Here is a 13,210-nt window from a genome sequence, read left to right on the forward strand (position 1 = left end):
ACGGTCCAAGCCCTCCGGCTTGTCGGATGAATTCCTGCCGCTTGTTCAAAAACCGTCTCGGTACATAGGAAACGAAATAAACGCTGTTCACAAAGATCTTGCGTCAGTGAGGCTCAGAATGGGTCTTGCGTTTCCGGACGTTTACGAAGTGGGGATGTCCCATTTGGGGCTTAAGATCCTTTACTCAATCGTAAACGCCAGACCCGATCTTTATGCGGAGCGGGTGTTCGCTCCCTGGCCGGATATGGAAGATCTGATGAGGCAGCGGCAAAGTCCTTTGGTGACTCTGGAGACGGGGACGCGGCTCGCGGACTTGGACATCGTCGGGTTTTCTCTGCAATACGAACTCTGCGCAACCACGGTGCTCCAGATGCTTCATCTAGGAGGCATTCCTCTGCGGGCCGAAAACCGAGTAGATGGAGACCCTGTGATTGTCGGGGGCGGGCCCGTGGCTTTCAATCCAATGCCGTTGGCCGCGTTTTTCGATGCTCTAGTTGTGGGGGACGGGGAAGAGATAATCCTGGAGTTGGCCGACACCTATATAGAATGGAAGGAGCAAGGCGGTGCTAGGGAAGAGCTTCTCCAACGGTGGAAAGGCCTCCCGGGAGTATTTGTTCCCGCGCTGCACCGCAAAGGTGAGGTTGTCTTCAAACGGCTGGTACCTGACCTGGACAAGGCCCTGTTTCCGTGCCGATTCCTGGTCCCCTTCTCGGAGGTGGTTCATGACCGCGTGGGAGTGGAGATTTCGCGCGGCTGCACGCGTGGCTGCCGTTTCTGTCAGGCAGGGATGCTTTACAGGCCGGTTCGGGAGAGGGAACCGGAGACCATTTTACAATTGGCCAGGGAAAACATTGCTGCCACGGGCTGGGACGAGATCGCGCTGCTCTCCCTTTCGTCGGGGGACTATTCTCGCATAGGAGATCTTATCAAGCGGATGTCCGAGGAAACCGCGCCGGCAATGGTTGCTCTTTCCCTGCCATCCTTGCGCACGGATACATTCGAAGCCGAAATGGCGGAGCAGATACGCAAAGTGCGCAAGACCGGGTTCACCCTGGCTCCCGAAGCCGGGACCGACAGGCTGCGCAGAATCATCAACAAAGGGAATACCGAGGAAGACCTGGAGCGCGCGGTTACCGCTGCGTTTGAGGCAGGATGGAAGTCGGTCAAACTGTATTTTATGGTCGGTCTCCCCTTCGAGACCGACGAAGACCTGGACGGCATAGCAAACCTCATCCGAAAGGCCTCCAAATGGGCCAAGGGCGGGAAAATCACCGCGTCGGTCTCCACTTTCGTCCCCAAATCTCATACCCCTTTTCAATGGGCGGAACAGATCTCCATTGACGAGACACGACGGAGACAGCAGTACATCAGACGCTATTTCCAGAAGGGAAGGGTGCGGGTGAAGTTTCACGACGCGAGAGTCTCCTTCCTGGAAGGGGTCATTGCCAGAGGTGACGAAAACCTGGGGGGCGTGATTGAACGAGCCTTCTTCAAAGGTGCGCGACTGGATGGATGGGATGAGCACTTGAAGTTCGACCTATGGATGGAAGCTTTTCAAGAGGAAGGGATAGACCCCGCAAATTATCTCCTTGCCAGACCAGTCGAGGAGGGATTGCCGTGGGCGGTCGTGAATGCAGGTGTCCGGACCGAATACCTGATTGAGGAGTGGGAAAAAGCCAAATCAGAAGCCGCGACGCTTGATTGTCGATTCGGAGAGTGCGGCGGTTGCGGAGTGTGCGACTTCGATGAAATTTTTCCTCGCCTGGCTTCAGACCGGGAGCTCCCCGAATTCAGGCCCGGCGAGTTGCCGGCTTCGGAATCACCGCGGCGCCTTCGCCTGCGGTACGGCAAGATCGGACGAATGAGATTCCTCGGCCATCAGGATATTATTCGACTCTTCCATAGGGCCTTCCGCAGGTTAGGCCTGCGGCTGGATTATTCCAAGGGCTTCCATCCGCATCCCAGATTGCGCTTCTCTCCGCCGCTTGCTCTGGGCCTGGAGAGCGTCGCTGAATATTTGGATTTTGACCTTGTTAACTGTCATCTCACCCATGAGGAGATTTTTCACGCTCTTGCTCGGGCTCTTCCCGAAGGTGTTAAGCCTTTGAAACTCGATGAAATTTCTTTGAGCGATCCGTCTATTTGTGGTAAAATTCGACAGTTTAAGTATCAGATCTCGGTTGAGGGCTCTCTGCCGGTTGAAGAGATAAGGCGAAGGGTTGCCGAATTCAAATCTTCGCCGACCGTCCAACTGAACAGAGAACGCGGTGGAAAGACCGACACCCGCAATTTGAAAGATTGGGTGGAGAGTCTTGAGTTCGCGGATAATCGCTTGGAAATGAGTGTCGCATCAGGTCCTTCGGGATCTATACATCCGTTGGATGCTCTTTGCGTCATCCTCGGGCAGGGCAGGGACAAGATAAGAACAATGAAGATATTGAAGACATCCGCAATATTGGAGGCTGCCGAAAGTAGCGGATAAGGTTAATGTTATGGGCAATGAGATAATAATAAACGTCACCCCTCGCGAGACTCGCTTAGCCCTTGTCGAAAATGGCCAAGTGGCCGAGATTCATCTAGAGCGTAAGGGCGAGCGCGGCATCGTAGGGAATATCTACAAAGGACGTGTTATCAAAGTGCTGCCGGGGATGCAGGCGGCTTTCGTGGACATTGGGCTCCCGCGCGCGGCCTTTCTCTACGTGGGGGACATTCACCACCATATCCGAGACCTGGACTTCATGGATAATGAAGAAGAGAACGAGGAGACCGAGCCGGAAGAAGAGGCTATAACCGAGGCCATAGCGGAGCCCGGACCGCCTTTTGCGCCGATTGAAGACCTGATCCAGGAAGGGGAGGACATTCTCGTTCAGATTTCCAAAGAACCGCTTGGCAGCAAGGGCGCAAGGATAACTTCTCACATCTCCATACCTGGCAGACATCTGGTTTTTATGCCCACGGTAGAGCATGTCGGAATTTCCCGGCGAATTGAGAACGAGCTGGAGCGCCAGAGGCTAAAGGAGATAATCACCCACATAAAGCCGGCATCCTGTGGGATCATAGTGCGCACGGTCAGTGAGCACGAGAACGAGGACAAGCTTAAGGCAGACCTGAGTTTTCTCGAAGGATCATGGCAGAGAATTTTGGAGAAGGAGAAACGAGGTCCGGCTCCCTCCCTGATCTACGAGGACCTGGACCTTTGTCTAAGGGGCGTTCGAGACCTCTTTACCGAAAATGTGACCAAATTAGTGGTGGATTCCAAAGATTATCACAAGAGAATCCTTGATTTCATGGATACTTTTATGCCTTTTCTCAAGCCGTGTGTAGAATTGTACGAAGGAGTGGAACCCATTTTCGACAAATTCGGCATTGAAATGGAATTGAGTAAAGCTCTGGGAAGGAAGGTGTGGCTGAAATCAGGTGGCTATATCAACATCGACTTCACCGAGGCCCTGGTGGCCATTGACGTGAACACGGGAAGATTCGTAGGGAAACGCAACCTTCAAGAGACAATTCTCAAAACCAATCTGGAGGCGGTGAAGGAAATAGCGTATCAACTCCGGCTCCGCAACATAGGTGGAATCATTATCGTGGACTTCATCGACATGGAGCGGCCGGCAGACCGAGAAAAGGTCTTCAGCGCCCTGGTCGAGGCCTTGAGAAGGGACAAGCAAAAGACGAACATCCTGAAAATCTCTGAGCTGGGCTTAGTCCAGATGACCCGCAAAAGAACGCGGGAGAGCTTAACCAGGACCTTGTGCGAACAGTGCCCCTATTGCGAGGGCAAGGGGTTCATGAAATCTCAGACCACCGTTTGTTATGAAATCCTGCGCTCCATCTCACTCCACATAGCCAATGACGGTTCGCCATGCATCAAGGTCACGGCTCATCCTGAGGTGGTAAAGCTTCTGTTTGAGCAGGAGGTCGATCAACTCGAAGAGATTCAGCAAAAGTACCACACCAAAATTCAACTCAATCCCGACCCCAACCTGTTCCAGGAACAGTACGAAATCGTACCCTGCTGAAGCTTGACCATTCTGAAACATTGCCAATGCCGTGATTTTCAAGCTTGTGATACGATGGACCGCGTGATGCGAGTTCGCTTTCAAACGGTGAAAATGACTTCGGGCCAAATCAGCACTGACCTGGTGCCCAGGTCAGTGGCACCCGGCCACAACGAATTATGAAAGCGCCGGTAGCGCCGTCCCGCTTTGAACGCGGGATTACCGGTTGCCTTCGGGGCGTTTTCATAATTCGTTTCTCGTTCCAAGGCTCTGCCTTGGAATGCATATCGGGAGGCTCCGCCTTCCTGGCCGGGTTGCATTAACATGGTTCCGGGCAAAGCCAGGAAGGTAAGGGTTCCCAGGCGAAGCCTGGGAACCAGAACGCATTGAAACGGGGACACCCTTGAGGAGCAAGACGAACGACAGAGAGAGATGGTGGACGGGCAGGGTGCGCCCCGTGGATGTGGGACGGCAATTGCGTTTGGTCCCATACTGGGAACGAGCAGCCAGTCCTTCGGGAAGGACTGAGTTGATAATCGATCCCGGCCCCTCTTTCGGTTCAGGCGATCATCCCACCACTGTCATGGCGGTCGAACTCCTGGAAACCGCCATCGGAATTCTGCACAAAGACATAGATTCTCCTTCCCTTCTTGACGTAGGCACTGGAACCGGCGTCCTGGCCATCGCTGGAAAAACGCTCGGCACAGGCCTGACCGTAGCTTTCGACGTGGACCCTGCCGCGGTCTTTAGTGCGCGACGAAACTTTCAGCTCAACGGATTGTGGGGAACGGCCAGCGACGGGGACGATTCCCTGCAAATCTTTGTCGGGGGGATCGACCCGACAAAGGGAATTTTCGACGTTGTAGCAGCCAATCTGGTCGCTCCGGTGCTGATGAGGATGTTGGAGCAATTGACGGATCGTGTCGGACGGTTGCTGGTACTGTCCGGAATTGCCGACCCAATGGCGGATAAAGTGTTGACCGCGTACCAGGCCACCGGACTGAATGTTATCAAGAGGCTTCGAAAAAACGGATGGAATTCAGTGCTATTTGGCCGCGGGAATTGTGGCGATTGCCCGAAGTTTTGATCGATTCGTGCATGCGCTATCTCCAAAAGAATATCGATGGTCGGCCTTTTGACAGGCGGTTTGAGTAAACTGGCGGACACGGCCCGCCCTACGATGGGGCCGGAGCCTTCTTGTAGGGCGGGCCGTGCCCGCCGAGTGCAGCTATCAACAGACCTTCGATCCCGCCGCCTGGCGGACAAAGAATTGCTCGTTTCGGACGTTTATTTTGGCACTAGATATTGAGAGAGGGGACCCGCGGTGGCTTTGGCAGTCGGGAGTATGAATGATTAAGCTATTAAGGCAGGGCGAGCTGCACAGATAAGGCTATATAAGGCGAGGAGGGGCTATTTAACCCCTCCTCGCTTGTTTCAGTATCCAATCTTGGCGAAGGGCTTTGCAGCCGGGAGATTTCTAGTCTTCTTCCGTGTGCTGCTTGCCCATGCCCTTGAGGCCGATCAGCGTCGTGCTTCCGCTGGACCAGTACTCCAACTTCCCTTCCTGGACCAATTTATTGACCAGGTTCTTCACGTCCCTGACCTTCATGTCCGGAAGCATCGCGTAGAAGTCCTTCAGATAGAACTTGGATTTGGACTTGCTTTTCGATTCTAGGGTGTCCAGTATTACCTGTTTTGCTTCATCCGGGGTCATAAAAAGCTCCTTTTGACCACCTAGAATTTGAACTGAGTTGATGTGCGCCAGGTGGTGTACGCGAACCGATAATCATCAATGAGATGATGGGTAAACGGGATTTCGGTTTTCTCAAAGAACCTTTCCCATCCTATCCTCGCCGCCCAGTCGCCGAGTCTCTCATACTTCTTGGCATCCTTCGCATAGACATCGACGATCTTCTTGACTGCGTTAACAGTGCTCGGCCAGCGCGGGGGCTCATTGGGAATAAACGGAATGACCACCTTGGAGAACTTTGGTCTGCTCATCCTGTTGGAAAGCTTGCCGCCGACCAGGATGGCGATGCCGCTGCCCAGTTCGTCGGCCAGAGGCATTGCTGCACACATGGTGTAGCAGTTGCCGCAGAACATGCAGCGGTCGGCATTGACTTCCAACGTCTTGCCGCCTGCCTCGGTCTTGGCAGGCTTGATGGCCGCGGTCGGGCAGGCCGCGATTGCAAGCGGAAGCTCGCAAAGCTTGTCGATCCACTCATGGTCGATCATTGGGGGTTTACGGTGAATTCCAAGGATCGCGATGTCAGAGCAGTGGACCGCGCCGCACATGTTCAGGCAGCACGCCAAGGAGACTCTTACGGGAGCGGGGAGCCGCATGTTCCCGAATTCATCATAGATACCGTCCATCACCGCCTTGACCACACCGGATGCGTCAATGGCCGGAGTATGGCAATGCGCCCAACCCTGGGTGTGGACTATGTTGGTGATGCCTGCGCCGGTGCCGCCGACCGGGAATTTGTTCGAGCCACCGTCAAACTTTCTGCCCTTGAGGTCGTCGAGCAGCGGTTTTACCTTATCTTTGCTATCCAGCAGGAACTCGACGTTGTTCCTCGTGGTAAAGCGCAGGTAACCGTTGCAGTGTTTGTCTGCGACGTCACAGATCTCGCGAAGGAGTTCGATGCTCATGAGCCGCGCGGCGCCCACGCGAACTGTGTAGATTTCATCACCGCTTTCGGCGACGTGGACCAGCACGCCCGGCTCCAGTATCTCGTGATAGAGCCATTTGCCGAAGTTTTTCTCGATGACGGGCGGGAAGAAGTCCCTGAAATATCTTGGTCCTATATCTGTAATTCTATCCTTTAGAGGATCGTTGGGATCGTAAGGCATGGTATTTGACCTCCTGTTATCTCTGGTGTTTCTTGCGGTATTCGACGATATCGCGGGTCCAGCCGCCCTCGACTTCTTCTTCTTTCCAGAAGATGTACGGGTTGGACCTTGGTTCTAGAACCATTCTGGGGTCGGGATCCAGTTCGATAACCCGGAGGAACTCCTGCATGCTCTTGCGCTGAATAAGCTCGCCGAGCCGCTCGCGGTTCTTGCCCTCTTCCATCCACCATTCCCACACTTTCTCGATCAACTCTTTGAGTTCGGAGAACGGGGACTCCATGGGCAGGAAGGGAACGGTCAAGGTGGCCATCTGAGCGCCTTCCAAGATCGGAGCTTTCGCGCCGAACAGCACGGATGCGCCAGTTTCCGTTCCGATTCTCAGGGCTCGCGGCATAACGTTGAGGCAGTGCATGCAACGGGTACACTCTCTGTTGTTTATGGTCAACTTGCTGCCATCCCAGGACATACAATTGGTGGGACACAGATCAATGACTTCCTTGTTAATGTCGAACTTGCCCCAGTCTCTTCCGGCATGTGCGCCGGCATTGGGCTTCAGCTCTCCGCCTACATAAGCCTTCACCGCTGCCTGGTCAATGCGAATGTCGTCTTTCCAGGTTCCAATGACTGACATGTCGGAACGAGCAATGGACGCCACACATCCGTTAGGGCACGCATCAAACTTAAATTTGAATTTGTACGGGAATGCAGGCCGGTGCAATTCGTCCTGATATTCGTTGGTCATGTTGAAGCAGGCTTCCTGCGAGTCATAGCAGGCGAATTCACACCGGGATTTCCCTAGGCAGGCCGAAGGGGTTCGGAGGTTTGAGCCCGAGCCGCCAAGATCCTGATTCAGGTTATGGGTCAGGTCGAAAAAGAGCGGTTCCAGGTGATCGGTAGTCGTGCCGAGGAAAACGATGTCACCGGTCGAGCCGTGCATGTTGGTCAGACCGCTGCCGTGTTTTTCCCACACGTCGCACAGACTTCGAAGGAATTCCGAAGTGTAATATTTGGCCGTCGGCTGATTCACGCGAACCGTGTGGAAGTGAGCAACACCCGGGAAGTTCTGGGGCTGGTCACAATATCTACCGATGACGCCTCCGCCGTACCCGAATACGCCTACGATACCACCATGCTTCCAGTGAGTTATTTTGTCCTCATAGGAAAGCTCCAGGACTCCCAGAAGGTCTTCCGGAGCCTCTTTCAAAACCTGTTTCCCCTTGATCTGTTGCTTGATATCGGAAACAAAGCTGGGCCACGGACCCTTTTCCAATTCATCAAGCATAGGGGTGTTGCGTTTCGCCATTAAAGGTTCCTCCTCTCTTCATTTGGATCTTTCATCTAGACTAGATCTTGCTTTCTTCTCGATGGAGCCTATAAAAATAGAACAAGCATTGAAGAAAGCCCCTTCCCACACGTGCTTTCCTCCGAGTCAGCGGCTCCGATTTACTGGCGGGTTGAGTGAACGTGAATGGTTCAGATCACCCAAACGTAGATTCAACAGACTTTAATTCAACCCACAGAGGCAAGTCAAGAAAAAAATTCGGACATTTAAGATAAAGAGCCGGTCATTGAGCTCAATGAACCGGGCTGCAAGAACTACCGCCTCCTTTCCATTTCAGCCGCTGCCTGAACAGGTTTTTGGCAACTGCGCGGCATCCGCACACCTTATGCCGGTTCGGCCTCGAACCGTGAGAATCACTTAGATGCGGTTGCCAAAGGTTTTGCCCGTACCTCCCGGCTAGAATCCGAAGAATCGTCGAGGTCCGGCTTCCCGGCGCGGTTTTTTCGCTTTGGGGGTTCTCGCGAAGCACTGCCGGGAGTATCATGAGCACGCGATATTCCTGGACGTTCCTTTAACTGCACCCCGGTGTCGTCCCGAACATGAGATTCTTCTTCAAGGCAAACATTACCATGAACAATGACCGTCTCCCTCTCATTCGTTTCTCCTTGGCTTCTCCACGCGGGCTCATGCCCTTTAACGACCAAGTGCTGGACACGGCCGTTCCTTTGGCACGACCTGCGTCTGACGAAACCGCGTCCGAAAAAATAACCTACAGAGTTTTTCTGCAAGGTATTGAAGCATTTATCCGCCGACATTGGGACCGGTTCGCCGAAGCCGTGTCCGAGCAGGCTGCAACCCCGGTGAACAACATCGACCTCATCGAAATTGTGGCCGAGAAGCACGGCAGCGACTATCATCCCGCTCGGATCAGAGTGCATGCAAACGGGCTCACGGTGTGCTTCGTGGCGAACGTGGCAATCACGGACAGAGGTAGAGATCGGCTGGACAAGGACTATCAATGGCTCAAGCACTTTCGCCTGAATTTCCAAAACTCTTTTGTTCCCCAAACGTATTTCCTCGGCCGGCAAACGATCTTTGACACAGACGGCGAAGAGATGGACCTTGTGATGTTCGTGGCAGAATGGCTGGAGGGCTATCATGAATTTCATCTGTCCAGGAATGTCGAGCAAGGCACTCTTGAAACGGTTGTTTGGGACATGGACCGGGGATACGGCTCTTTGTCAGAGCCTCAGTCCGGAGAGGTCTACAGGCAGGCGTCACTTATTCTGACCTATTATTATGACGTGCACACGTTTCGCGAAGTCTTTCCGTGGCACCATGCCTCGGGTGATTTTGTCGTTCATTTGGGCCGAGAGGCATTGGATGTCAAGATGATCACGGTGAGGCAGTACGAGGCCCGGACCGTATTTCACCATGAAGCCCCGGAAAACAGCGTGAATGCGCTCATGGTCTTTCTTGCAAACCTCACCATTAGGATGCGACTCGACAGACTGGACGGAGTGGGCGATATAGCGTGGGCGGCCGACCACTGTGTGGAAGCCACCATCCAGGGGTTCTTGGACGCTATGAAAACCAAAGTGGCCCAAGGCCATTGCTCTCAACAAGTCGTCGACGATTTGTTAGGGGCTCTGGAAGCAATGTCTCCGGTGGAATGGGCTGAGTTGTTCCAGTTTGTGGCCGAGTCCTATGATCCATCAGCCCCTGATGTGCCGGTTATCAGAGAGAATCTGGCCGACCACATCTTCAGTGTCTACAGCGCGATCCGCAGCCGAACGGAACGACCATGATCGGCCGATGCTTTCTTTTGTCCCGTGAATTATCTATTATGGAATTCAGTTTCGGACTCGGAACTCTGGGTTTTTTACAGTGGAGCGGTGAGGGAGCATCCCTGCCTCCGCGCGACGCGTTGCAGGACGGATGAAGACGCTGCAGGATTTCATGTAGGGGCACGGCATCGAAACTGTCTCAAGACCCGAGACCAGCGGAATTCCCGGGTAGAGGCGCTTCGAGAAGCGCCCTGATTCCGGGCGGTTCACGAACCGCCCCTACCGAAGGTCAGGTGAAATCGTCAGTTTTGAGACAGTCTCCATCCCGTGCCGCTACCGCTTGTGCTGAACACCTCTTTTGCAAGTCCAAACCCCGAAGCAATGATGTGTGATGGTTCATGCCAGTGAAACGTGAGATTCCCCGCATTGTTACTGCGGCCCTCAAAGGAGGAGCAGGCAAGACGTTCATCACCGTAGGCCTCGTTGCCGCGTTCCGAAAGCGCGGCTTGTCCCCGGCCGCGTTCAAGAAGGGGCCCGATTACATAGACGCGGGCTGGCTTGGGTTGGCCGCGGGCGATCACTGCTACAACCTGGACAGCTACCTTTTCGATCAAGAAACTGTGAAAGCCTCGTTTGTGCGCAGGTCTTCCGGCAAGGGTTTGGCTGTAGTGGAAGGCAATCGAGGCCTGTTCGACGGGGTTGACTCCGCTGGAAGTTACAGCACCTCTGAACTTGCCAAGCTGCTCAAAGCTCCCGTGATACTCATCATAGACGCGACCAAGGTGACCCGGACCGCGGCCTCCTTTGTTGTGGGCTGTAGAGCGTTAGACCCGCAACTGGACTTGAGGGGAGTAATCCTGAACCGAGTAGCCGGTGCTCGGCATGAAAGCATTCTGCGAGAATCCATCGAAGACGCGTCTGGGATTCCTGTGATCGGATCGATCAGGAAGTTGAGGATGGAGAATTTTCCTCAAAGACACCTTGGACTTCTGCCCTTGCACGAACACCCGGGGGCCAAGGAGTTCATTTCAGAGGCTGTAAGCGTGGTCGAGCAATCTGTGGACATCGAGCGTGTCATGAAAATCGCGCGCGCTGCCGAGCAATTTCCTGTGCAGGATATTTCCGAATCCTGTCCGGACATCAAGCTATCCCCACGGTCATGTGTGAGAATAGGGATACTTAAGGACTCGGCATTCCAGTTTTATTACCCCGAGAATCTGGAGGCGCTGGAAAGAAGCGGCGCGCGACTGGTGGAAATAAGCGCATTAGAGCCACGTGAGCTTCCGGATATAGACGGCTTGTACATAGGCGGTGGATTTCCCGAGACAAATGCTGTGCCGCTTGCCGAGAATCGGGTCTTCAAGGATTCTCTGGTCCAGGCGGTGCGCCGTGGGCTGCCGGTCTACGCGGAGTGCGGCGGTTTGATGTATCTTTCTCGGAATCTTATTATTGACGAGAAGCTTTATCCGATGGTCGGGGTATTTCCTATAGACACTGTCCTGCATAGAAAGCCTCAGGGGCTGGGTTACGTGCGAGTGGAAGTGACAGGACAGAATCCGTTTTATCCGCGAGGCGTGGAGTTGACCGGACACGAATTTCACTACTCTTCAGTAGGCAACATGGAGCAAGCGGAGTCCGGCTGCGCATTTCGGGTTTTGAGGGGCCGCGGAATGGACGGGATTCGAGACGGGATTTGCGCACATAATGTTTTGGCCACTTACGTCCACATTCATGCGCTCGGGGAACCACTTTGGGCCGAAGGCATAATCAACAGGGCCCTGGAATTCCGTGCCATGCAACCCGGCGCCGCGGAAATGGATTCCTGCACATGATGGGGAAGATGAAAGTTCCAAGAGTAATGATCGCGGCTCTCAAAGGCGGTGCAGGAAAGACGGTCCTCTCCGTTGGCCTGATAGCCGCGCTTCGGGCTCGGGGCCTCTCGCTGGGAGTGTTCAAGAAAGGCCCCGATTACATCGACGCGGGGTGGCTTGGACTGGCCGCGGGAGGGGATTGTTTCAATCTCGACGCATACCTTCTTGACAGTGACACCTTGCGGGCTTCTTTCGCTGCAAGGTCCCTTGGCAAGGACTTTGCCCTCGTGGAGGGAAACCGTGGGCTTTTCGACGGAGTGGATTCATCGGGGAGCTACAGCACGGCGGAGCTGGCAAAGCTCTTGAAGGCCCCTGTCATCTTGATCGTGGACGCAACCAAAGTCACGAGGACTGCGGCCGCGCTGGTTTTGGGGTGTCGGATCCTGGACCGTGATCTGGACATTAAGGGTGTGATACTGAATCGAGTGGCCGGTACGCGCCATGAAACGGTCCTAAGAGAGTCGATTGAAGACATAACATCAATTCCGGTAATCGGTTCAGTCCTGAAATTGCCCCTAGAGAACTTTCCACAAAGGCATCTGGGCCTTTTGCCGTTGCACGAGCATCCTCAAGCCCTGGAGTTTGTTGAAGATGCGGCGCGCGTGGTGAAGCAGTGCGTTGATCTGGACAAGGTCGTTGAAATTGGCTCAACTGCTGAGGAATTAGTGCCTGCTGGACTGGGCAGGCTGCCGGAAGTCACAGCCCCGCGCGGCTCTTCCGGAATTCGCATCGGCATTTTGAAGGACTCAGCGTTTCAGTTTTACTACCCTGAGAATCTCGAAGCCCTTACGAACAAGGGAGCTGATCTGGTTGAAATCAGCGCTCTTTCAGCCAAAGAACTTCCGGAACTTGACGCACTGTATATTGGGGGCGGTTTTCCTGAGACTCATGCCGAACGTTTGGCCGGTAATATCGGGCTTAAGGAGTCTTTGAGGGCCGCGGTCGATAAGGGCTTGCCCGTTTACGCGGAATGCGGCGGTCTGATGTATCTGTCTCGCAGTCTTCGCATGGACGAAAATATCTTTCCCATGGTGGGGATATTCCCCGTGGACTCCGTCTTGGAGAGAAGGCCGCAGGGACACGGTTACATCCGAGTGGAAGTTGCAGGTCCGAATCCTTTCTATCCGCAAGGAGTCGTGCTCACCGGGCATGAGTTTCACTATTCGTACGTCACTCCACAGGCCGACGATGTGGGTTGTTACGCGTTCAGGGTCTTAAGAGGCCACGGCATGGACGGCGTCCGCGACGGCATATGTTCCGCCAATGCTATGGGGACTTACGTGCATGTGCACGCCCTCGGTGAGCCTCTGTGGGCCGAAGGCATTCTTAAGAAAGCGGATGAGTTCCGGGCGTACCGTCGGGCCCACTGAACTTCCCCATTAAAAACCGGCTACTAGCAGCCCTGTCTCCCAACCT

The 13,210-nt window shown here is 54.3% G+C and carries 9 protein-coding genes; 6 read left to right on the forward strand and 3 right to left on the reverse strand.

Translation table 11 applies throughout. The annotated features are described in order from the left end of the window. Positions 1-19 precede the first annotated feature (19 nt). The 3 genes from HY913_11325 to HY913_11335 all read left to right on the forward strand — a co-directional run bounded on the left by HY913_11325 (position 20) and on the right by HY913_11335 (position 5,088). Positions 20-2,482: a TIGR03960 family B12-binding radical SAM protein gene (locus HY913_11325; GenBank protein ID MBI4963857.1), complete on the forward strand. Its 2,463-nt coding sequence runs from the start codon at positions 20-22 to the stop codon at positions 2,480-2,482. A gap of 10 nt (positions 2,483-2,492) precedes the next feature. Next, positions 2,493-4,022: an Rne/Rng family ribonuclease gene (locus HY913_11330; protein MBI4963858.1), complete on the forward strand. Its 1,530-nt coding sequence runs from the start codon at positions 2,493-2,495 to the stop codon at positions 4,020-4,022. A 382-nt stretch (positions 4,023-4,404) separates the two neighbouring features. Next, positions 4,405-5,088: a 50S ribosomal protein L11 methyltransferase gene (locus tag HY913_11335; GenBank protein ID MBI4963859.1), complete on the forward strand. Its 684-nt coding sequence runs from the start codon at positions 4,405-4,407 to the stop codon at positions 5,086-5,088. 390 nt (positions 5,089-5,478) lie between these two features. Here HY913_11335 and HY913_11340 read toward each other — a convergent pair whose 3' ends face one another. Genes HY913_11340 through dsrA form a run of 3 tightly spaced genes read right to left on the reverse strand, consistent with a single transcriptional unit; the run spans position 5,479 to position 8,157 of the window. After that, the gene (locus tag HY913_11340; protein ID MBI4963860.1) at positions 5,479-5,715 is read right to left on the reverse strand and encodes a dissimilatory sulfite reductase D family protein; all 237 of its coding nucleotides are present in this window, start codon (positions 5,713-5,715) and stop codon (positions 5,479-5,481) included. Between the two features lie 20 nt (positions 5,716-5,735). Beyond that, positions 5,736-6,854 (reverse strand): dissimilatory-type sulfite reductase subunit beta, encoded by a 1,119-nt coding sequence (gene dsrB, locus HY913_11345; protein ID MBI4963861.1) that lies wholly within the window; start codon positions 6,852-6,854, stop codon positions 5,736-5,738. A 16-nt stretch (positions 6,855-6,870) separates the two neighbouring features. After that, positions 6,871-8,157: a dissimilatory-type sulfite reductase subunit alpha gene (gene dsrA, locus HY913_11350; GenBank protein ID MBI4963862.1), complete on the reverse strand. Its 1,287-nt coding sequence runs from the start codon at positions 8,155-8,157 to the stop codon at positions 6,871-6,873. Between the two features lie 578 nt (positions 8,158-8,735). Between dsrA and HY913_11355 the strand changes: the two genes are divergently transcribed. The 3 genes from HY913_11355 to cobB all read left to right on the forward strand — a co-directional run bounded on the left by HY913_11355 (position 8,736) and on the right by cobB (position 13,164). Further along, positions 8,736-9,944 carry a hypothetical protein gene (locus HY913_11355; protein MBI4963863.1) on the forward strand — a complete coding sequence of 403 codons (1,209 nt, stop codon included), beginning with the start codon at positions 8,736-8,738 and terminating at the stop codon, positions 9,942-9,944. 377 nt (positions 9,945-10,321) lie between these two features. Continuing rightward, positions 10,322-11,755 carry a cobyrinate a,c-diamide synthase gene (locus HY913_11360; protein MBI4963864.1) on the forward strand — a complete coding sequence of 478 codons (1,434 nt, stop codon included), beginning with the start codon at positions 10,322-10,324 and terminating at the stop codon, positions 11,753-11,755. Further along, positions 11,752-13,164: a hydrogenobyrinic acid a,c-diamide synthase (glutamine-hydrolyzing) gene (cobB, locus tag HY913_11365; protein ID MBI4963865.1), complete on the forward strand. Its 1,413-nt coding sequence runs from the start codon at positions 11,752-11,754 to the stop codon at positions 13,162-13,164. The genes HY913_11360 and cobB overlap by 4 nt, the downstream gene beginning before the upstream one ends. Positions 13,165-13,210 lie beyond the last annotated feature (46 nt).

The sequence above is a fragment of the Desulfomonile tiedjei genome (assembly GCA_016212925.1).
Taxonomy (GTDB): Bacteria; Desulfobacterota; Desulfomonilia; order Desulfomonilales; family Desulfomonilaceae; genus JACRDF01.